Below are 19,700 nucleotides of genomic sequence, written 5' to 3' on the forward strand. Positions count from 1 at the left end.
TGCAACTGTCCTATTAGCCCACCCCGGAGGCCTGCGTACATTCCTTCACCAACACCATCAGTTCCAGAGATTCCGCCTCGCTCCCTGTCGCGCATCAACTTCGGGCCGACTCATCGCCGCATACAGCACCACGCATAGCGCTCCAAAGACGTGATACTCAAAAGAGATAGCTGTTCTCGGTAGAAGACCAAAGACTAGGCCTCCATAGAAGAACATGACGATCAGAGCTACTACCAGGTTTCCCACGCTCCGCGTGAACCAAGCCTGCCCTAGTAAAAGCCCCCACAGACCGAATACCCAGCCACTGGCTCCCAGGTGCATCCCCGGCCTGGCTAACAGCCACACGAGAACACCCCTGGTTACGATAATGAAGCAACTCGCCGCCAAAAACCGTTTCACCGTCCCTAGGCTTACCAAGCACCCAAGAACAACCAGCCCTGAGAGATTGTTCAGCAGGTGAACCCACCCGGCATGGAGCCAAGGGGCTGCCAAAATGCCTGGCAAGCTTGAAAGTTGTCGAGGAACAACGCCCCATCCATTCAGGGCGCTCCCCGTAACGCTGTTCAGCAGTTGAAGCAACACCATCACACCTGCAATGCATGCGATGGTGTTAAGTCGTGGCCTGAGCCATGTCCTCATTCCTGGCTTACCTCAGGCGCTCCATGAGGGGCCCCGAGCAAATGGCCAAGACCACGAAGCTGATCAGCCATTTCGTTCATCTTTCGATTTGTACCCAGGTCAATATCGATCTTCTTATCCATAGCCCGCATTAGAGGAACAAAGCTGTTCTCCAGGGTATCAGCCAACCGAATGAGAACTTCCTGGACGCCCTTTTGGGGAGTTGGCTGAACGGATACCTCTACCTGAGGTTGCACCTTGCCGAGGTTGTCCAGTCCGGCCAGCAACTGCTCCCAGGGAACACACGGCACCTCACCGGCCGGCTTGCCGGCGCTAAGACCACGTACGCTCTCGACAAGGTCATTGAGTTGCGCCACCACCCGCCCACCGACATCGCTGTCGCTGCCGCCCATGGCCTTGTTGCGCATGAAGTCGCGCTTGATCTGCGTCCAGCGTTCGGCCTGCTCGGGGGTCTGGTTGCCGCGCAGTTCGGCGAGCTTGAGCAGGTTCTCCTCGGCGCCGGTGGTGAGCAGTTGCGACTCGCCCTGGTAGTGGTCGGCGATCAGCTGCAGCAGCTCGGCGTCGTTCATCACCGAGCTGATCTTCTCCGCCATCTTGTTCATGTTGCGGTAGCTGCCCTGCAGCTTGAACGGCGGTTCAGTGCGGTAGGCATCGGCCTGCGCGGCACTGACGATGTACTGCTGGTTGACCCGGCCGACCACGTCGCGCACCTGCATCAGGCGTTCGAGCGTCGAGGTGATCTCGTTGATCTCGGCGGCGCTGTAGGTGTGCGACAGCTCATTGGCGGAGAACGGCTTGCCCTCGGCCTTGGCGACGAAGCGATAGACGTCAGCCATGTCGCGGGTGGCCAGCGGCGCCAGCACCGGGTTGGAGGTCAGGCTGTTCTCGATGTAGGACAGCGCGAAGGCCTCCTGCATGCCGCCCAGTGTGTCGCCCAGGTTGTAGATGTCGGCGCGGTTGGCGAGCATGTCGGGGATCTTGAACACGTCGCCGGACTCGGTGTACGGGTTGCCGCTCATCACCACGCAGAATTTCTTGCCGCGCATGTCGTAGGTCTTGGTGCGGCCCTTCCACACGCCCTCGATGCGCCGGGTGCCGTCGCAGAGGGAGATGAATTTCTGCAGAAACTCGGGATGGGTGTGCTGGATGTCGTCGACGTAGAGCATCACCAGGCTGGAGCCCAGCGTTGCTTCCAGAACTGCTCGACTGAATTGTTAGCTTGCAGTATGTCCGTGCTGTGGGAGAGTACTAATGCACACCCAAGGCAAAGGAGAGAGAAATGGTTTTCGACGACATCAGAAGGGATCTGAAAGAGCTGATCGAGCTTGTCCGCAAGAGCGAGCAGTACAACGCAGCAGTGTTCAACGGGCATGTCAGCCCTACAGAACAAATGGCTACGGAGGATCAGCAACGCTCTGCGCGGATTGTCGAGATTCAAGACAAATACGGGCTGAGTTGATCAATGGCCGAGCACCCCCTAGTTCGAGTGGAGGTCACCCATGACCTCTACACACCAGGCCTTCTGAGAAGCAAGCCTGAAAGGATTTTCGTGTTCGGCGACAACCTTCTGCGCAAAGGCACAGCCGGCCAGGCTGTAATTCGTTTCGAGCCAAACGCTTTTGGGGTTCCCACTAAGCGCGCACCCTCGATGGAGCGATCAGCGTTCTTTTCCGACCGTGATGATGAGATCAACGCTATCGCGATAGCCCTTCGACAGCTCTACCGCATCGCCCTCACCAACACTGTGGTGTTCCCTGCGGCAGGACTGGGGACAGGACTAGCAAGAATGGCCGAATGTAGCCCCGAGGCGTACAGCTTCATGTGCTCGATCCTGAAAGAGCATTTTGGGTTCGACCAGGCAGAACCAGAGAATTGACGGGCAAAAAAAGCCGGCCACTAGGGCCGGCTTTTTCATTCAGAGTGGAGAGACTCCATCTACGACTACCTATTCAATCGGTTACGGCCGAGTGTCGTAGCCGATCAAGCCTGGTAAGCCTGTGCCACTGCGTTGCAATTTACTCGCCCCGTGAGAACCTATCGCTCAAACCACTCACTGCTCAGAGAGTTCTTGATGGCCACCTGTGGGAAGCATGCAAATGATCCAGCGCGAGGGTACTCGCCCTGCGCCGGGTGTGAAATTGAAAGGCTCCAATCTGAACTTGTAGATGCCATAAAGCCGCCTACGGCAAAAGCCCTTATGGCAAAGCTTGAGCCAGAGATCTGCGTGCCATGGCGGTCTGATTGCGCTGGCCAGATTTTCCTTGATACAGGCGCAGAGGACGGGGTGCGTATAGGGCACTTCCAAGGGGACGCGGCCCTGGCTGCGTACATGGTGGAAATCCACAATACCCTGTTAGCCAAAATCACGCAGAGCGCAGGCTAATAGGCGCCGGCAGGAAGAGAAAATGACGCAACAGATCAAACGGTGGTTTAGCGAGTATCAGCTTACCGGGGAAGATGGCATCAAAGCCGAATGGGTACGCATTCAGGCCGGACCGTGGCCATCCGAAGAAAAGGCAAAGTCGGCCTGCAAGAAGCACCTGGAGGCGAACCGCTCCAGTAGCAACCATCTCGCTTTTCGCATTGTCAGGGACGACCCAAGGGGAACGGTAGAGTACGAGTGCCATCCTCCACATGCATGGCGTATGCGATGGCATGTTTCTCGATGGTAGGCGCTTCGCTCCCATCTGAACCTGTCACAGGGTAACCCCGCCAAGTTGCATTCCAGAAGATCCTGAGAAAATGCCAGGACACACACAACATGGCTGTCACTGATGAGCGACTGCGTTCCCTATGCCGTCCACATAGTCACTGGAAAAGCTTACGAAGAGGTATTGGCTCAAGCCAAAAACATTCGAGGGTGGGATGAAGTGAATGGCATCCATCCTGTCGGCGCATGGCTGCTTTTGAAGGACTTCGGATGCCAAATTACCCAAATGCTGTCTGCCGGCTACAGAGTCACGCTTGCTCGCTTCAAGAAGCAGCTGGACCCTCAGAAGACCTATATCATTTCCACCGACGCACATTGGTTTGTCATTCGCAGGGGGGTCACATACGACCTGGCAGAAACGCATGGCCGGTCGTACGTTCGGCACTACATCGAGATTCTTCACCCAGGACCTGCCTTCGCTGAGGGATCTGAACTGAATGCCACCAAACCACTCGACGCAATAAAGGAGTCGCATGAGCAGCACGCCATGGGCTGAAGGACCTTGGGAACTAGTCAGCGTGGGCGATGACTACGCCATCTACTCAGCCGACGGCCAACTTGTAGAAACCGTTTACAACTCAGCCGAAGGTGAAGAAGGCACCGCTGTTGCAAACGCAACGCTGATGGCCGCATCTCCAGCGCTTTTTGCCGCACTTGAATCCGCACTGCCTCAGCTCATTGGCCCGGCACGCGAGAAGGCCCGCCTGGCGCTCCAAAGCGCTAGATCCAAACCACTAAACAAAGATGGGAAGTGACTCTGCCCATGGCACGAAAGAAAGCTCAACCTACAGAAATCACAAACCGTGGCCACATGGCTTTTCTTTCTCTTGAACCTGCGAAGCGTGACAGCTCGAGAGCTCAAGTAAACCGGCGCATTTTGTCAGCCTCTGCAGCATCGCTCCCTGGCTTGCCCTTGGAAGATCGGCTTAGCCATATCCTTCAAATTCCTCACCAGGTCGCTGTGGATCTGGCAGCTGGGCTGATTCCCTACACTCTGGACATGCTGACAGTGGTCACGGAGCAGCTTCAGGTCTCGATGCAGTGGTTGACCACTGGGACTGGCGACACGTCACTAGATCCGAATCAAGAGGATGAGCGAAAGTTCCTTGAAGCCTTTCGGCTCGTGTCGGAAGAAGAAAAGCAACTCCTTACTTTTGCCCTCGGTCTTGGTGATATCTCGAAGTTACTTCCTCCCAAGGAGAGGGCAGCTCTGTTTGCCGGTCTCTATCGTCTTCAGGAGCACCGCGCTGGGGCGCCGTACCACGAGCTTCTCTCAACCATCGTGGCTACCTGCGTTGACTCCTACCAGGCTCCAAGCGACTTTAAAAGCTGCTCAGCAGTGATGTTCACACCCTTCCATGCAATCGCGGGCATCTACGGCCCGGAACGCACGCCCCTGGCAAATTACCTCCCCAACCCAGGGTGCGACTCCGCCTTGCGCATTACCAAGCGATGAGATAATCGGAACCTCAGCAACACGAGGACAGACCCGTGAGCATCATCCCTTTACCTTCAAAGCGTCGTCTCGCCTGGATCGACCTGGAAACGACCGGCTACACCGAACTGCACCGACAGCTCATTTACAAGCAGCTGATCCTTGAGATTGGTGTACTGGTTACCGATGGCGACTTCAATGTCGTTGCTCAGCACAACATTGTTGTTCGCCATCCCGTTGACGAGGCTATTGCCCTCTGCGACGAGAATGTCAGGCAGATGCATACTGATAATGGCCTATTTGAAGAGGTCGCCAAAGCAACCACTGATCTCAAAACGGCGGAGAAGCAGGTCATTGCGTTCCTGATCGACAACTGCGTAGAACCAGGCACCTCACCTCTGTGCGGCAATGGCATTCACTTCGACAGAATGTTCATTGAGGCCCAGCTGCCGGAACTGAATGCTTACCTCCACTACCGGAACCTCGATATCAGCGCAGTGAAGGAATTTATCAAGACCATCTCCAGCGGCTTCGAGCCGCCGAAACGCAGAAGCCACCGGGCACTGGATGACATACTCGAATCCGTTCAGGAAGCTCGCACATATCGAGATCTCATTGCTCCAGCCTTGCTCGCTCTCAGCAGATAGCGCGAACGCACCAATTGAACCGTAAAGCATTAGCAACCCCGGAGAAGCCCATGGCAGAACGTAAACAGAGCAAGGCAGAGCGCTTTATCGCAGACATGATCAAGCACCGCGGGATCGAGTTTGCCCGCATCGGCATGATGGTTGAGGTAGACGGCAATATCGGAACAATCGAAGGGATGAACAGCAGCGCCAATCTCGATGTCCGCTTCACAAATCGGTTGAAGCTCGGCAAGCACGTTCACAACTGCCATCCCACCTGGAAAGTGAAGTACTTCGACCAGGATGGCAAAGTCCTTGCCCACTTCGACGATTGCAATTGCGTATTCAGACCGGAACCTGCAGCAGCATGAAAGCCTCCAGAATTCTTAAGTCATTACCGATCCTGCCTATCGCGTTCATCGCCTTCACTGTATGGGTCCTTTTCACCCCCGCGACATCCAACTGGGTCATGGAAGGAGAAGCCACTGCGAACGGGTACGGCATTCTTGTCCGCGAGTACCCCTTAGCCTCCCCCGCAGCTCAAACAAAGATCAATCAGCGGCTAGAAAAGGGATACCTCACACGAAGGGACGTTTCAGATCTGATAGGCGAGATTCTGCATGGTGCTCCTGCAGGATATGCCGTAAGCACCCTCGCGCCACCGGGGATGGATGAACCTAAGGAGTCCTTCAATACCGAGATTCTTCGGCGGTTCACTGGTGATCGTCTCGAGGCGAGGTCGAAGACGCTTCTGCTGCAACTCGCGCACGACAGCTGAAGCAGTCGACGCTCTAGACAGCTCTATCCCTCCCCCGCCGGCAGTATGCTAAATTCGCGATTCTGACAGTGGCGCAATGAGCGCCCTGGAACAGCTGTTCGCAGCAATTCAAAACCTTAGGGTCACTCACGGCCCTAAGGGGGCGTGGTGGCCTCCTTGCCGGAGAATCCCCATGCTTCACCAACTTATCCTTCGCTCCCATTACAAGTTCAACAGCACCTGTGGACCTCGCTCCTTCGTGCCGCAAATGCTCGATGGCGCACTGTCGCTTAGTGAGACCAAGGCGGATGGAAATCCTACCGGCTCGACTATCGACCCGCTGACTCCCCAGGAATGGGCCACCATCGACTTTGCGGACTCACCTCCACTTCTCGAGGGTCGCCAATACTTGGTGCTGGTTGGAGGGCTTTGGCTGCTCGCCACCTGGTGCGTAAGCCGGACTCGGGTCGACATTCCGCACCAATACTACTTCCAGTCATCTCGAATTCCTTTCGGGGCGGTTATCGAGAAATTCGTACTGGTGCCCACCTCCAACGAGAGTAAGGCCTGGCATCCCGTTTCTATACCGGATTGCTTACCATCACCTGGTGACGAGGTGCTTCATATCGATAAAGGGGAAAACTTCGCCAGACAGTCCGTCTACGAGCACCATCGCTCCCGACGGTACCAAGGGCTGAATGGGCTGTGCTTTGGCCCCGATAATCCCGCTCAGGCGGTTAGACTTTGGATGCCTGTTGAGGCATTGGTTGCCGCATAAAAACAAAGGCCCTTGCGCATACGCAGGGGCCTTTTCTTTTTGAGTTAGCTTTGAGATCACGAGGCACGCTGGTCCTCGGTATGGGCGGTACCCCCAAATGCACGCAGATCGTACACCTTCCTCAGAAGCTGTTCGTCCCAAGACTGGATACAGGCCTTAGCGAAAGTCATTTGGCAGAACCTTCGACGTTCAACCTGTGGAAGGTCAGTCCAGAGCCTGGGCGTTCCAGAATCATCAGGGACAGCTATCTTTCCAAGCAGGTAATCCTCAATCGCAGTGAGTCTCTGCTGCCCATCGAGAAGCACCTCGCTGAACTCCCTGTATACGCTGGCGCCACGAGAGTCTTCCTGGTATTCCCAAGCTTCATTTACCAGGTACGACCCAATATCCACGCCGGCCCATATCGACTCAATGAACCTGGTTTTCTGCTCGGCCGTCCAGCACAGCGGGCGCTGCCACGATGGAAGCGGGAAGCCCAACACGAAGCGTGTCGCCCAAGGGTACATCGCAGGACCACTGCCCTCGTTGTTCAGGAAGCGCTCGAATTGCCCTACAAGCTCTCCAATACTTAACCGCAAGACCTTCGCATCCAGTGTGTCCCTGGTCATGCGCACCTTGTCATCAGCTCTGTCACACCCTTCGTAGCGGTGGAATTTTCTTTCGGTAGCCATCACATTCCCTTTAAGCCAGGCCAAACCCGGAGCAAGTACTCCATAGCTCGATGAACTAATTCTCGCATAGGGCGGGAATATGCAACCTGCACAGCCCCTTCAGAAAGCTGTTGCGCTTGAGCACAACCATGTCCTAATTAGAAAAAAGGTTGGCAGCCACCGGCTCATAGGAAAACCATGACGGACGTAAATATCTTATGCGACATGCGTGAGTCGCGTTCAGGCATCATTCAAAAGCTTCAAGACCTTGGTGCAAAGATCCAGGTCGGTGAGTTGGAGACCGGTGACTATGTACTAAGCGGCGATCTAGTCGTTGAGCGAAAAACCGCCATTGACTTCGTGGCTTCAATTATCGACGGTCGACTGTTCAATCAGACGGGGAAGATGCGACTCAACTTCGCCAGGCCCGTATTTTTGATCGAGGGCGACGTCTACAACACCCGCTCAGCGATCGCTCGCGAAGCCATCGACGGCGCCCTCTCCTTCCTGGTGGCCATCGAAGGCTGCAACATCATGCACGTCCGAGATCAGTTCGCTGCTGCAGGCTTGATTTACAGAATGGCCAAGCATGCACAGGAAGGCCTCGGGTATGACGTTGCCTTCCGACGAGGCAAGGTCGCGCCAGGCCGCGGAGAAGCGCTTTTCCTGATCGAAGGAACACCCGGAGTAGGTCCTTCAACCGCCACCAAGGTGCTCAATCATTTCCGCTCTGTGCATGCTTTCATGAATGCTACAGCAGATGAGCTACGGCTGATTCCAGGGCTTGGCCCAAAGAAAGCTGAGCGAATCCATCAGGCCATTCACTGGCGAATGCCCGACGACCAAGAAGCCCAGCCAGGACAATCGCTCTTCAGTGATGGCTGATCCGTAGATCCGCCATTCATACCCAAACCAGGGACAGATGCGGCCGTGCGACAAAGATTCCTATGCCAAATTTGCGTTTCAAATACCGAACTGGCCGCAGTCACGTCCCTGCAGAGATAAGACCCAATGAATTTCATTTTGAAACGCGTACCAGCATCCTTCTGTTGGCCACTTCATAAGCCTTGGGAAGGCTTTATCAACGAACATGAAAAATCTGCCCAAGACTGTTCGGTATGCGACGCCACCGGGCTCTCATCCACAGCTCGGCGACTCGAAGCCATGTGGTACGGGCAAGCTGCATTCCGCCCTGAAGACCGTGGAAGCGTCCCATTAAAGCCTTCAGATCCACATGTTAGGGAACGTGCTTCAAGGTTAGTAAACCTCAGTGAGAGTGGTTACTACGGAACGGGAGAGGCTGCCATCGAGCGTGAAGCCAATCGACTTTGCACGCTTTGGAATAGCAGTTGGATTAATCATCTCAACTCTGATGATGTTGCAGCCCTTCTAAAGGCCGACAGGCTTTGGGCGTTCACCCGAGAGTTCGTGCCAGGAAAAGGGAATGTTCCAAAAGAGAACTACGTTGCCCCAACTCCGGAGCAGGTCAATATCTGGAACATCGAGACGTCTGGGCACGACGCCTCAAACTGCTGGATCTGCTGTAAAGCTGAGTGCCACCGTCTTGGGGCTTCTTTTGAATGCGAGCATTGCGAAGACGGTAAAATCTGGCCCTCTCCCGAAGTCAAAGCTGCCAGTCAGGCCTGGCGAAGAACAGAACCTCCGGCTGGAAACGGCTACCAGATGTGGGCCGTTACAGGAGAAGGATGCCCAGTTTCTCCGGTGTTTGCGACAGCGGAGGAGATGGCTGCCTGGCTGGCAGATAACGAGCTAAGAGCCTCATAAAGAGCCAGCAGAGGTTTGCAAATTTTACTCTACTCGTTTCTTCAAAAATAAAGGCCCGCGATGCGGGCCTTTTTTATTTCCAGCAGACCTTACTCAGCCTTAACCATCTTGGATACGTCACTAGCCCAGTCGCGGAGGTATCCAGGAACGATCAGCCTGTACTTCGCGCGAGTCCCGCCGGTGTAAAGCGCCGAAAATGCCACGCTGGCGGCGACACGATCCCCTGAGACGATATCGCCAAGGAGGTCAGGCGCCAGCATGACAGAATCAATTTCACTATTTCGAGCATCCATAACTCGCCCAAGCTTGAGCGGAGCCTCGCCAGATAGATCCAGCTTCTCAAGCGAACATTCGAAATCTTCAATTTGATAATTCTGGCTCAGCATCCTATCAATTCTCTGGAAACTTGTATTACTCGCCATTTCCGATTGAAGAGCACTCCAGCTTGCAAAGCGATATAGGGCACTGTGGGTTGGCCGGACACCTTTATGGTACAGAGTAATGCATTCTGTAATGAACAGTCTAAAGGAACTGACAGCGCCTTGTAGCAGACTGAATCTAGCACCAGCATGCCCCAGCCGCTGGAACCACTCAAAGAGCCCCCATTCAGAGTCAACCAAGATCGTGACCTTTCCCTTGGGTATCTCTGGCCTATCGTAAAAAATCACTCTTGTGTCAAAACTGGAATTACCCTCAATTACTCCCGCATGAAGTACCGGGTGATTCTCAATTAAAGGATTTATTACACTCTCAATCTGGCGTCCGGCACGGACCGATGAGTTAATCTCTTGCTTCCTAAGGGCTCCTGAACGCTCAAAGTAGCGTCCATCAAGCTTCTGATATGCATCACCCAGCGTGATTATTGGCTGAGTGCACCGATCAAGGAAATCAGCCAGTGGCCTAGGTAAATCGTGGGCTTCGTCGACGATAATATGCGTATAGCCCCCACCAATCACAGGCTCACAAAACAGAGTCATATGCTTGATCCGGTGATAAATACGTACGGGCAGATCATAGTGTGGAGATGTAGGCTCAATGGTCTGCCTCCAAAGCTCATTCGCGTACTGCAAAAGAACGCTTTGATCCACAACGCCTAACGAAATTCGCCTTGGTATATGCTGAATACCAACCTCACGGTCAGTAGTCTGGCAAAAGGCAGCAACTGCTTGAGCGCATATCGACGCTACTTGTCCAGGACTGAACTTGCCAATTGCTAGAAACCCTAAACGAGACGCCACCTCTCTTGGCGAGACCTGATGACGTGCAAGGCCACGTTTCCCCGGCTTCCTATAACCTGGATAACTCTCCAATAGATCCTTTGCAAGATCACCAAATGTAGCACCCTTTAGAGAGGAGTTGACCGCTCCCAGTCTCTCCATAAGCGCATGAAGCTGAACAGCCGTAAATGCAAGCAGCAGTGGCTTACAAGAGTGTAATGACTCGATTAACCGAGTGATGAGATGTGTTTTGCCAGTTCCTGCTCGACCTTCAATATGCAAACTCTCATCTGGTTCCGCCTGGAGCACACGAAAGGCACGTGCTTGCTGGTCTGTTAACGAAAATGACGACTTCGCTGAATAAAATTCATGCTTCAACGGATCTATCGCTTTGGAATGTAAACCCAAGAATTTCCGGTTCCATAGTCCGTCAAGGGTCAAATACTCCTGAGACTCAAGAGCTTTTTCATCCAGAAAACGTATCCCTACCTTATGCATCAGGGAGAGACCTTGCTCGAAGGCATCCCGGTCAAATTTTTCGAAAACCAGGCTGGCAAAGCTCTCTGGCGGTGTCTTTCTCTTAAGACGAACCCCCAAGGCAATCATTTCTGCGAGCCCGAGCTCTATCAGACCATCTCTTTTGGGTCGGCCATTCAGGCTCGGTAGATTCTGGATAACGACGGCTGACGCAATCTGAGCCACATCCCACTGGGCGAGGAGATCGACTATCGAGTCTTTAGTGTCCCTCAGAGCCTCTGCTTGGGACTGGAGCATCGGTAGGTAAAGGACAGTTTCTTTCACGAACTCATCTCAACAATAAAAATCAACGCCATACCAGGTATGGCTGCCTCGGAGGCAGGGTCAGTGTATCTGTCACCGAAATATATGCCACCCAAGCGCGACCCCGCATCGCTTAGCGGCTTTGCGCGATCACACCCAATGCCCTGTGAGATTGGGCCCTCACCAGTTGCAATGTCGCCTTTCAATGGTACCTAGAAGGCCCTAACTGCTCCCTCTCAGGGTACAGATCTACGAACCGTACTTGAGGAATTCAGTGAATATGCTCAAGGACGCCACATCTGAAACAGAGGACTACCTCCATGCATGCCCATCAACAGGCCAGCATTGCTTCAACCCCACGAGTCACCAGAGCCGAGCTGTTCACCGGCGACACAGACTACTGGTCGACTTGCCGGAAAGACGACGAAGATGAGCGCATGTATGGTCCGCTGATGATGCCGTACGCGATCCCCGGAGACATGCTCAGCAACCAGAATGGGGAAGCCGCTTGGGCACTGTGGTACGGCTCTCACAAGGACGCCCGCAAAGCTGCAAACCTCTCCAGCCGCAGACTCTCCGACCTTGAGATCTCCTACTCACAGAAGCTCGAGGAGATGTCGCCGTTTACACGCCTCGCAAAACGTCTTGATCTCGACCAAATGCGGCTGGCGGCCGACCTAGCTCACTCCGGCACTGGCGGAGCCGTAGCTTTCAAACTACACACCCAGGAAATGATGCCCCTGCTTCACTTGGACGCCGCACTGCAGCGCCAGATTGGCGCAGCCAACTGCCAACAGATCTATCGCCTGGCTATGGCTGCCCCTGCCCCAGAGTTGGCGAAGATGGTTGAGGGCGAATTCCCGTTCATGAAGGCATTGCATGAAAAAGGGGCTTTCCGTCGCAGTACCAGCCAACACCTCCTCGGCCTGGCTTGCCTAATCCAGACAATCAGGCCTGGCTCGAATCTGCCTGATGCGGAAACTCTGGTTGGCAAGCTCCTTATCACCTGCATCGTTCGCTCCCTTCCTGCTCGCCTTGGCATTCTGGTAGCAGTTACCTCGCCTGAGGTGGCCAGTTGCTTCGATTGGCCATGCCTCTTCCACGGCGTAAGCAGCTCAGATTTTCAGGAAGGCACTGACATCTGGACACTGGTGCCCGGCGAGGTGCTGGAGGAGACCTCAACCAGCCTGAAGGCCTACACCTTCCCGATGTACCCCGACCAGGTTACCAACGAGATCATCCAGCGCCTGGATGTACTGGCCATTGCCGCCGCCAGCGGAAGCCCTGTGGCAATGGAGTTCAACGCTATTCACCAGGACTTCCTGACGAAAAGCGCCCTCGAAATGCATGATGAGTTGAAAATGTTCATCACCGAGGGCGGCATCTTCTTCGCAGCTCATCCTTACGAAGCCCCTGAAGACATGGTTAGGCCCGGCTACAACCTGGCCATTGAGGGCCGTGAGAATGAGATAGCCGAAGCCCTGTTTTCAGTAATCCTCTCCACCTACTTCGCCGGATCTGTGCGGCCTCTTCTCGTGAAGGTCGCTGACTACAAACTCAGCCTTGAAAAGACTGGCAAGAAGATCGAGGAATACTCCAAATCCGGCTCTGCCAAGCTGGTAGCCAAGATCAACGGCCTGGGCAAAAAAGGCATGGCTGAGCTCGCGACTGGCCGGGAGTGGTTCGTCGACGAGGCCATGCGGCTTAAGGGCCTGGTATCTGCCTGGGCTGACTTCTACGGGCAGCTGGACGCGTTCCGGCGATAACGCCTCCTAACGACGCTCTACGCGTCCCGTCCGACCGGATGCCGTAAACCAACAGAAGGATGTCGATATGCGCAATATCATGCCCCACATGGCCGCTGCGGGTCTTGTCCTGGCAACGAGCTGTTTGGCAACCGCGGGGGAACGCCCCTTCACCCGCAACGTCCAGGACCTTAAGCAGGGGCAATGTGTTTACGCCAGCTACGTCTATGAGCAGGGTGAACTGCTCAAGATGGGTGAGAGCACCACTAAGGTTTGCACGAAGGTCGATGGACGAAGCCTTTGGCTCACAGTCGATCCGAAGGCGCTCAAAGAGATGGGCGGCTAAACGAGCAGTGCATAAAAAAACCGGCCTCTTGGCCGGTTTTTTGTTTTGGGATCATCCAAGATTTTAACGCTTTAAGTCGCTAACGAAGGAAGCGATTTGCTCCCCAGTGACTCCTAACAACCCCTACGACCTTGTGAGGGTGCGCACGCCCCCGCCGCGGCCCAATCAGTTTCCCGTAGCTGTCTATGCTGTGCGGATTTCTTCCGTACCAGTACCCGCGAAACAATCCAGGTCCTGACGAGTCGGAATTGAGCCGCTTAGCTCTTAGCTCCCGTTTGCCAATTTGCAGTCGCGCGTAGTAACGAGTGTCGCCGGGAATTTTTACAAGGAGGGTTTTCATGCGAACACCAGGATCAAGAGTTTCGCTGATGCTCTCATAGGATGCGAAAGCGCAAGATCCGGCAGGACACCAGGTCATCGCAAGTAATGGAGGACGAAGATACTTCGAGCTGCAGTGGCGACCCAGTTGTGACAGATGGGGCGCCAGCAGCTGAGGCTCAGGAACTACTGGGGCACCCCAGTAAAGTCAGCATTACCAAGACTCCCGTCGGACTGAACAACCCAGAATTTCCCTCGCCCTCTATCGCTCTTCGCAAAGAAGGAAACGCTGGGCACCAGCATGGTCTGTACGTCGGCCAGATCAGAAAAAGTCTGCACGAGGATCACCAACACTGCCCCGCACTCTTTTACCCGATTTACCAGGTCAGCCAGGCCCTCTGTACGGGCTCGAAATTCGTCGACAATCACAAGGCTCCCCTTGGGGAAGTTGTACTTAGCGACGTCCCGAAAGCCCTCGATCAGGGCCAGATGGATGCGGTCGGGGTGCTCATCGTTACACTTCTGCCAAATCTTGGCGCCCAAATCGGTTTCATGGCGAACCGCCGGGGCATAGCAAGTGACCAAGACCACCTCACCACCTGATTCGCCCAAGTACTGCTGAGCAAGGGCCATGGCTGCGACTGACTTACCGGAACCGCTTACGCCCACAAGCAGCCCTACAGGTCGGTCCTCTGTGAGGTCAACATTGAAATGGCCGGACAGGGATGGGAACTTGAGGCTGACCAGCACGTCCCTCCGCGGGTTCAGCAGCGACTCAACAAGTTGACCTTCGGCTTGACTGAGATGCTCTTTGCTCAGCAGGATCCGCGTAGTGGTATTTGCTACGATCGCAGCGCCAATTTCAGGTGAAGCGCCGACGAGGTCTCTCACATCGGTCGCGGCGTTGATATTGTTCATCGCATTATCCTTTCGCTGGGGTTTGCTGAGTTTGGTTGGAAGATGAGCCCCTATATAGCCCTGTCCACCAGGTGGAAAGGGATCGCATCTAGGCCGGCATGGCTGCCTGCGAGGGAGGGATGATTTGGGAAACTTCAGGTTGTAAAACGCTGATTGTGCGAGGCAGGTTGGCTCTTTCGAGAAAAGCCTTCCCTCGTGCCGATAGCACGTAGAAGGCCTCTTCGCCCATGCTGATGTGGTAGTTGCAGCAATGCAGTCTCTGCCCGATCACCAAGCCCTTCTTGAGTAGCGACTCACAAGCATCGCGGGCCTCGATCTCGAAGTTATGGTCGGTGTCCCAGCGGCGGCCAATCCTCCACAACGGGGCGTCATACCGCATGTAGCCCCCTTGCTTACCCAACGAGCGAAGCATGGTGAATTCGCTCTTGGTTAGCTTTTCTCGTGCGTCCACAGTTCTCGCCTGCTCTAGTCATGCTTGAGATCGGCGATTTTCAAGGTAGTTGTCGCGTGAGCGTGTCACGCTGCCTTTGATGTTTGCTGCAGTACCGCTTCCCGCTCCGGGTTCAGGCACACGATTGGTGCCAGCACCCAGTTCCTGATGTTGCCGCTCCAGCGCTCCGGGTGCCGTGCACGCGCCGCCTCGTACAGCTCGATACGCTTGCGCAGCAACTCTTCCGCCTGGCCAGTATGTCGCTGCGCCGGGGTCACGAACTTCAGGGCGCTGTGGCGATGTTCATGGTTGTACCAGGCCACGAAGCTGTTCACCCAGTTCCTGGCCTGCTCCAGCGTGTCGAAGGGCCGCTCCGGCCACAGCGGGCAGTACTTCGCCGTGCGGAACAAGGCCTCGGCATAGGCGTTGTCATTGCTCACCCGCGGGCGGCTGAACGAGGGCATCACACCCAGGTTCTGCATGGCCGCCAGCATGGTCGAGCCCTTCATCGCGCTGCCGTTGTCCGAGTGCAGTACCAGCGGCTGGCCTGCCCGCTGTTCACGTAGGCAGGCCTGGCGTAGCAGCTGGGCGGCCTGCTCGGCGCTTTCACTTTCATGCACCTCGTTGGCCACCAGCTTCCGGCTGTAGACGTCCTTGATCATGTACCAGTAGAAGTAACGGCCCTTGACCGTGGTCGGCAGCCAGGTGATGTCCCAGCACCACAGCTGGTTCGGGCCGTCGGCCACATGGGTCGTCAGCGCTCGTTTCACCGGTGGGCGGCTACGGCCGCGCGGATGCTGCTGTTCGGCGTCCTTCAGCAACCGGTAAAAGGTCGACTCCGAGGCCAGCCAGGTGCCCTGATCGGCCAGCCGCGCCACGATCTGCTGCGGCGGCAGGCTGGCAAACTCGGGCTGGTTGGCGACCTCCAGCACGCGGCGGCGCTCTTGCGGGGTCAGCTTGTTGGCCGGCTCAGCTCGCTGTGCCGAAGGACGCCGATCCTCCGGGCAGTGCTGCCAGCGCTGCAGGCTGCGCAGCGACAGGCCCAGTTCGGCGCAGGCCTGCGCCCGCCGCGCTCCCGCCGCCACGGCGTCCTCGATCAACTGCAGCGTTTCACGGCGATCCGGGGCGCTGATCATTCGTCCTCGTCCTTCCCCCAGAGCGCCTCGGCTTTTTTTCGTAACACCAGCAGAGCCGCGGTTTCTGCCAGCGCCGCATCCTTGCGCCGCAGTTCACGCTCCAGCTGCTTGATGCGCTTCTTCGCGGCCTTTTCCTCTTCGCGTTCGCGCCGGGTCTTGATCGGCTGAGCCAGGCTGTTGGCCTGCTCGCAGGCTTCGCGCCAGGCGTTGATCTGCTCGACATACAGGCCTTTGCGCCGGCAGTACTCCGCCAGCTCAGCCGCATTGAGGCTGGCGCTTTCCAGCACCACCCGAAACTTGTCCTGGCTCGACCACTGGTCGGCCTGCTGTCCATCTCCCGGCACCACTGCTCCCGCTGCTCTGGCCTGTTTGCGCCAAGCATACAGGGTGGCATCAGTAATGCCTGTCGCTTCCACCAGCTCCGGCACCGTCCGGTTCAAGGGCGGCATCATCTGCCGCACCACCCACTCCCGATGCTCTATCGAATAACGCGCCACACGGCTCTCACTTCCGCCCACCGACCAAGACTCATCGAATCAACTCACACGACAACTATCCTGACGCGGCGGGAGATTCATAATCTCTGACCGAGCAAGTGGATAAACCCGAGTTTGCCCCCGCAAGTGGTACGAATCTTTGAATGCCAGATGCGAAAATGGCCCCGATGGGGCCATTTCGACTTGGGCTTACAGCTTGTAGGTATCGGGGTGCCGAACAACTGCCAAGACGGCGTCGGGATGCCCCGCTGCTGCAGCCTTGTTAACTAGGACCTTGGCGAGGTACGGGTCAGAGCGATGCTTAATGGTTGCGAGAGTCATCATTGCTTCACCATTTCCCGACTCAGCTAACGCTTCCAGCGCCTTGAGGCGTTCCGGGTCACCTGGATGGTTCACGGCCATCCAGACGATGGCGTCAGGCTTACCTTGAGCCGCTAGGTCGCTCATCTGAGCGCCGATCTGTTCGATTTGCTGCTCACGGTCAACGGATCTCGCCCATTTCATCAAGGGACCATTGCTGTCCAGAAGGAACAGAAATAGAACAAGGAAGGCAGCGGTAATAGCCAGACCAATTTTCTGTTTCTTGGTCCACAGTTTGAAAGGCTTGTTCAATTCACACACAGCACATTTTTCACTCATCGGCTCGCATCCTCAGGGGCGTTAATAGATGGAAGCGAGCCTAGGCCCTAAACAAAGGACTTACTTGCCAATTCGTCCCTGTGGCGGGGCTCCCCCCTGACGTGGAAATCGCATTCCAATGCTGAAAGCATTGGAGTGGGATCTCAGGAAACACCCCGGCACTATGCCGGGGGATTCCTAGCTACAAACCCGCCATCAATCGAGCGCCCTCGATATCCTGCGCTTTAACCCAGCCACTGCCCTGCACGTAGAAGGCCGGAACCAGTACCGGTGGAGCAGGTTCCAGATCCTCCTCAGTGAGGAACCCGTAGCGCTCAGGCTGGCTCGTAAGTCGTGCAACACGATCACGATGACTGGCTTGGCGCCACTGGTTGAGAAAGGCAACTACCTCCCCCGCTGGCGCGGATTGATCCTCGTAAGAGGCAGTGCCAATCCGGGTGACACAGTCACGCTCAAAGTCCTCCGCAGATCCGTTATAGGTCTCGCGAAGCTTCTCGCAGTTTTCGGTGCCAACCAGCACCTGGTGAAGCCGGTTGTTGAACCAAAATTTCACCATCTGGAGACCGAAGTAATCAGCTCCGGAGTAGACGTTTCCGAAGGCGCTGAGCGGGTTGATGATTTGCTGAAATGCGGACATGGAATCACTCCTGAAAGGAGCAGGACCAGCCCCAGCGGGGCTAAATCCCGCTGGGGTTTTGAAGGGGTTAAGCGACGCTGTGGGTGGCCACAGTTCGTTCAGCCATATAGCGATCAATTGCTACGCGGATATCCGCAGCAATCAGGTTGCACGGATCCTCATCGAAGATGCCGAAAGCAAAGCTGGAAAACTCATCCCAGCTGCTATACGTAAACTCCGAGCGCTTCACCGAAGCAACCAGGAGGACTTCTGCATAGCTTTCACCGTCATCCACGAATTTAAGCTCGTCTTGCCCAAACTCTTGGAAGGTAACCTCCAGTGCTTCAGGAAGAGCATCAGGCGCAAAAGCTTTCGCCAAACGCGCCAGAACGATCTGCTTCTTATCTTCGGTGAATGGTGTGACCTTCGCCGTTACACCGACAACGCTGTTCGGGTTTACCGGCCAGGTGATCACTGGTTGACGCTTGTTGTCATGCCCAGCACAGAAGACAAAATGGCCATCCTCGTCGAGGCTGCCACACTCCTCCAGCACCAGGTCAACCTTATCAACGCACTTGGAAAGCCGAAGCGCCCCCTCACAATCCTCTGCTACGGAGACGGTTGCAGGCTCATCGGATTTGTCGAACGAGACACGCTCGAAACGGCGTTCGACAACGTTGAACATCGCTTGAGGTATAGCGCCGAAAAGGGCCTTTCCAATTTCACCATAGCGACTGAGGCCGACCTCCTCAGCAACCTCTACGACGACCTTTACAGTCGAGCGAGTGATTACCTCTACGGTCAGTTCCAGGGTCTTGGTGGGCTTAACTTGGTTCATGGTTCTCTCCACAGATTAAGGGAGAACCACACCCAGGCGGGGATGGCTCCCCGATGGGTTGCGGCACTAGGCCAATGGTGCTGCAGGCGCAGCTGACAAGGTGCACCGGCATCGGCACACACAAGAGCCTGCATCTTCCCAAAACGCAAAGGACCATTCAAGGCCCTCAGTCTGGCCCAACGCCGGCTTGCATATCTGGGGGAAATGAGAGACTGACAGCATTGATTCTGGACTTCGCTCCCATGCTGACACTTAAGCAACATCCTATTCCTGGCTATCGAGCTCGGACTCTCGTGAATGCTGAGTCTGCCGATCTGACAGTTGCCTTTGCCTCGGACTTCGGTACCGCGGGTGAGCGCCTCACCCACAAGGCCGCCGGGAAGCGATATATCGCGATACCGCTCACCACCCCAGCGGAAGAGGCCGGCATGATCTTGGCGGCGAGTTTGCGCAAGCATGGCGCCTCAACGCTCAACGTGGCTGGCAACGGCATATACACGCTCTCCCAACACGGGTGGACCCAAGAAAGCGTCAACCTTTGGATCTACCTGGCGGTACGTGCCGCATGCCAGGCCGTACCAATCCAGCTGATGCGTAGCGGTGGCCAGACGGGTGCTGATCTGGCCGGCCTGGTAGCTGCGTGTGAGCTCTCCATCCCGGCATTGGGCTACTTCCCAAAAGGCTTTCTGCAACGCGGACTCGACCAGGTCGATCGCGCGCGTACGCCATTCGAGATTCAGCAGCAAATAGACGGCTATCTCGTCTCACTACGCAACGACCTTTGCTCCACCACTCAGCCCCATAGAAAGTTGGGCACCCAATCGACTTTCAATTTCTAGA

General features: G+C 55.7%; 23 protein-coding genes and 1 pseudogene. 14 read left to right on the forward strand and 10 right to left on the reverse strand.

The genetic code is table 11. The features are described from left to right. Nucleotides 1-57: 57 nt before the first annotated feature. Both A9513_RS35225 and A9513_RS25240 read right to left on the reverse strand, forming a co-directional pair. Nucleotides 58-639 (reverse strand): rhomboid family intramembrane serine protease, encoded by a 582-nt coding sequence (locus A9513_RS35225; RefSeq protein WP_083196215.1) that lies wholly within the window; start codon nt 637-639, stop codon nt 58-60. Further along, nucleotides 636-1,823: pseudogene (locus A9513_RS25240) on the reverse strand (DNA repair protein); the annotation flags it as partial. The gene A9513_RS35225 and the pseudogene A9513_RS25240, both read right to left, overlap by 4 nt. Nucleotides 1,824-1,918: 95 nt before the next feature. Between A9513_RS25240 and A9513_RS25245 the strand changes: the two are divergent. The 9 genes from A9513_RS25245 (at nt 1,919) to A9513_RS25285 (ending at nt 6,945) form a co-directional block, all read left to right on the forward strand. Continuing rightward, entirely contained in the window at nt 1,919-2,098 is a 180-nt protein-coding gene (locus A9513_RS25245) for a hypothetical protein (protein ID WP_065085896.1), read from the forward strand. Nucleotides 2,099-2,101: 3 nt separating this feature from the next. Continuing rightward, the gene (locus A9513_RS25250) at nt 2,102-2,515 is read left to right on the forward strand and encodes a hypothetical protein (protein WP_065085897.1); all 414 of its coding nucleotides are present in this window, start codon (nt 2,102-2,104) and stop codon (nt 2,513-2,515) included. A gap of 898 nt (nt 2,516-3,413) precedes the next feature. Further along, nucleotides 3,414-3,845, forward strand: coding sequence for a hypothetical protein (locus A9513_RS25260; protein WP_065085899.1), 432 nt, complete (start codon nt 3,414-3,416; stop codon nt 3,843-3,845). Next, complete coding sequence (locus A9513_RS35835) at nt 3,823-4,104, forward strand: hypothetical protein (protein WP_141678523.1); 282 nt, start codon at nt 3,823-3,825, stop codon at nt 4,102-4,104. Before A9513_RS25260 ends, A9513_RS35835 begins: the two co-directional genes overlap by 23 nt. Nucleotides 4,105-4,112: 8 nt before the next feature. Next, the gene (locus tag A9513_RS25265; RefSeq protein ID WP_141678524.1) at nt 4,113-4,805 is read left to right on the forward strand and encodes a hypothetical protein; all 693 of its coding nucleotides are present in this window, start codon (nt 4,113-4,115) and stop codon (nt 4,803-4,805) included. Between the two features lie 35 nt (nt 4,806-4,840). Continuing rightward, nucleotides 4,841-5,431: an oligoribonuclease gene (orn, locus tag A9513_RS25270; RefSeq protein WP_065085901.1), complete on the forward strand. Its 591-nt coding sequence runs from the start codon at nt 4,841-4,843 to the stop codon at nt 5,429-5,431. A gap of 50 nt (nt 5,432-5,481) precedes the next feature. Continuing rightward, nucleotides 5,482-5,781, forward strand: a complete 300-nt coding sequence (locus tag A9513_RS25275) for a hypothetical protein (protein WP_083196216.1) — start codon at nt 5,482-5,484, stop codon at nt 5,779-5,781. Beyond that, on the forward strand, nt 5,778-6,188 hold the full coding sequence (locus A9513_RS25280) for a hypothetical protein (RefSeq protein WP_065085902.1): 411 nt from the start codon (nt 5,778-5,780) through the stop codon (nt 6,186-6,188). The genes A9513_RS25275 and A9513_RS25280 overlap by 4 nt, the downstream gene beginning before the upstream one ends. 172 nt (nt 6,189-6,360) lie before the next feature. Further along, nucleotides 6,361-6,945, forward strand: coding sequence for a hypothetical protein (locus A9513_RS25285; RefSeq protein WP_065085903.1), 585 nt, complete (start codon nt 6,361-6,363; stop codon nt 6,943-6,945). A gap of 56 nt (nt 6,946-7,001) precedes the next feature. On the opposite strand, the gene A9513_RS25290 is transcribed toward A9513_RS25285, so the two are convergent. After that, entirely contained in the window at nt 7,002-7,616 is a 615-nt protein-coding gene (locus A9513_RS25290; RefSeq protein WP_255302891.1) for a DUF262 domain-containing protein, read from the reverse strand. Between the two features lie 177 nt (nt 7,617-7,793). Here A9513_RS25290 and A9513_RS25295 point away from each other — a divergent pair, with 177 nt between their 5' ends. Both A9513_RS25295 and A9513_RS35840 read left to right on the forward strand, forming a co-directional pair. After that, the gene (locus A9513_RS25295) at nt 7,794-8,480 is read left to right on the forward strand and encodes an ERCC4 domain-containing protein (protein ID WP_065085904.1); all 687 of its coding nucleotides are present in this window, start codon (nt 7,794-7,796) and stop codon (nt 8,478-8,480) included. A gap of 126 nt (nt 8,481-8,606) precedes the next feature. Further along, complete coding sequence (locus A9513_RS35840) at nt 8,607-9,380, forward strand: hypothetical protein (protein ID WP_141678525.1); 774 nt, start codon at nt 8,607-8,609, stop codon at nt 9,378-9,380. 89 nt (nt 9,381-9,469) lie between these two features. Here A9513_RS35840 and A9513_RS25300 read toward each other — a convergent pair whose 3' ends face one another. Continuing rightward, the gene (locus A9513_RS25300; RefSeq protein WP_065085905.1) at nt 9,470-11,398 is read right to left on the reverse strand and encodes a helicase; all 1,929 of its coding nucleotides are present in this window, start codon (nt 11,396-11,398) and stop codon (nt 9,470-9,472) included. A gap of 299 nt (nt 11,399-11,697) precedes the next feature. Here A9513_RS25300 and A9513_RS25305 point away from each other — a divergent pair, with 299 nt between their 5' ends. Together A9513_RS25305 and A9513_RS25310 are read left to right on the forward strand one after the other, a co-directional pair. Continuing rightward, complete coding sequence (locus A9513_RS25305) at nt 11,698-13,143, forward strand: hypothetical protein (RefSeq protein ID WP_065085906.1); 1,446 nt, start codon at nt 11,698-11,700, stop codon at nt 13,141-13,143. Nucleotides 13,144-13,210: 67 nt separating this feature from the next. Then, on the forward strand, nt 13,211-13,468 hold the full coding sequence (locus A9513_RS25310; protein WP_065085907.1) for a hypothetical protein: 258 nt from the start codon (nt 13,211-13,213) through the stop codon (nt 13,466-13,468). A 504-nt stretch (nt 13,469-13,972) separates the two neighbouring features. Here the strand turns inward: A9513_RS25310 and A9513_RS25315 are convergent. The 6 genes from A9513_RS25315 to A9513_RS25345 form a co-directional block, all read right to left on the reverse strand. Further along, the gene (locus A9513_RS25315; protein ID WP_065085908.1) at nt 13,973-14,704 is read right to left on the reverse strand and encodes an ATP-binding protein; all 732 of its coding nucleotides are present in this window, start codon (nt 14,702-14,704) and stop codon (nt 13,973-13,975) included. A gap of 88 nt (nt 14,705-14,792) precedes the next feature. Then, nucleotides 14,793-15,155 carry a hypothetical protein gene (locus A9513_RS25320; RefSeq protein WP_141678526.1) on the reverse strand — a complete coding sequence of 121 codons (363 nt, stop codon included), beginning with the start codon at nt 15,153-15,155 and terminating at the stop codon, nt 14,793-14,795. Nucleotides 15,156-15,220: 65 nt separating this feature from the next. Beyond that, a protein-coding gene (locus tag A9513_RS25325) for an IS3 family transposase (RefSeq protein ID WP_086937305.1) occupies nt 15,221-16,767 on the reverse strand; the annotation gives its coding sequence in 2 pieces (ribosomal slippage) (nt 15,221-16,281 and nt 16,281-16,767; 1,548 coding nt in all). Nucleotides 16,768-16,956: 189 nt separating this feature from the next. After that, nucleotides 16,957-17,406, reverse strand: coding sequence for a hypothetical protein (locus A9513_RS25335; RefSeq protein WP_065085910.1), 450 nt, complete (start codon nt 17,404-17,406; stop codon nt 16,957-16,959). Between the two features lie 181 nt (nt 17,407-17,587). Next, nucleotides 17,588-18,043, reverse strand: coding sequence for a hypothetical protein (locus A9513_RS25340; protein WP_065085911.1), 456 nt, complete (start codon nt 18,041-18,043; stop codon nt 17,588-17,590). Between the two features lie 67 nt (nt 18,044-18,110). After that, entirely contained in the window at nt 18,111-18,860 is a 750-nt protein-coding gene (locus A9513_RS25345) for a hypothetical protein (RefSeq protein ID WP_065085912.1), read from the reverse strand. A 242-nt stretch (nt 18,861-19,102) separates the two neighbouring features. Between A9513_RS25345 and A9513_RS25350 the strand changes: the two genes are divergently transcribed. Beyond that, the gene (locus A9513_RS25350; RefSeq protein ID WP_065085913.1) at nt 19,103-19,699 is read left to right on the forward strand and encodes a YpsA SLOG family protein; all 597 of its coding nucleotides are present in this window, start codon (nt 19,103-19,105) and stop codon (nt 19,697-19,699) included. Nucleotide 19,700: the final 1 nt, after the last annotated feature.

The organism is Pseudomonas sp. AU12215, from assembly GCF_001675465.2.
Taxonomy (GTDB): domain Bacteria; phylum Pseudomonadota; class Gammaproteobacteria; order Pseudomonadales; family Pseudomonadaceae; genus Pseudomonas; species Pseudomonas nitroreducens.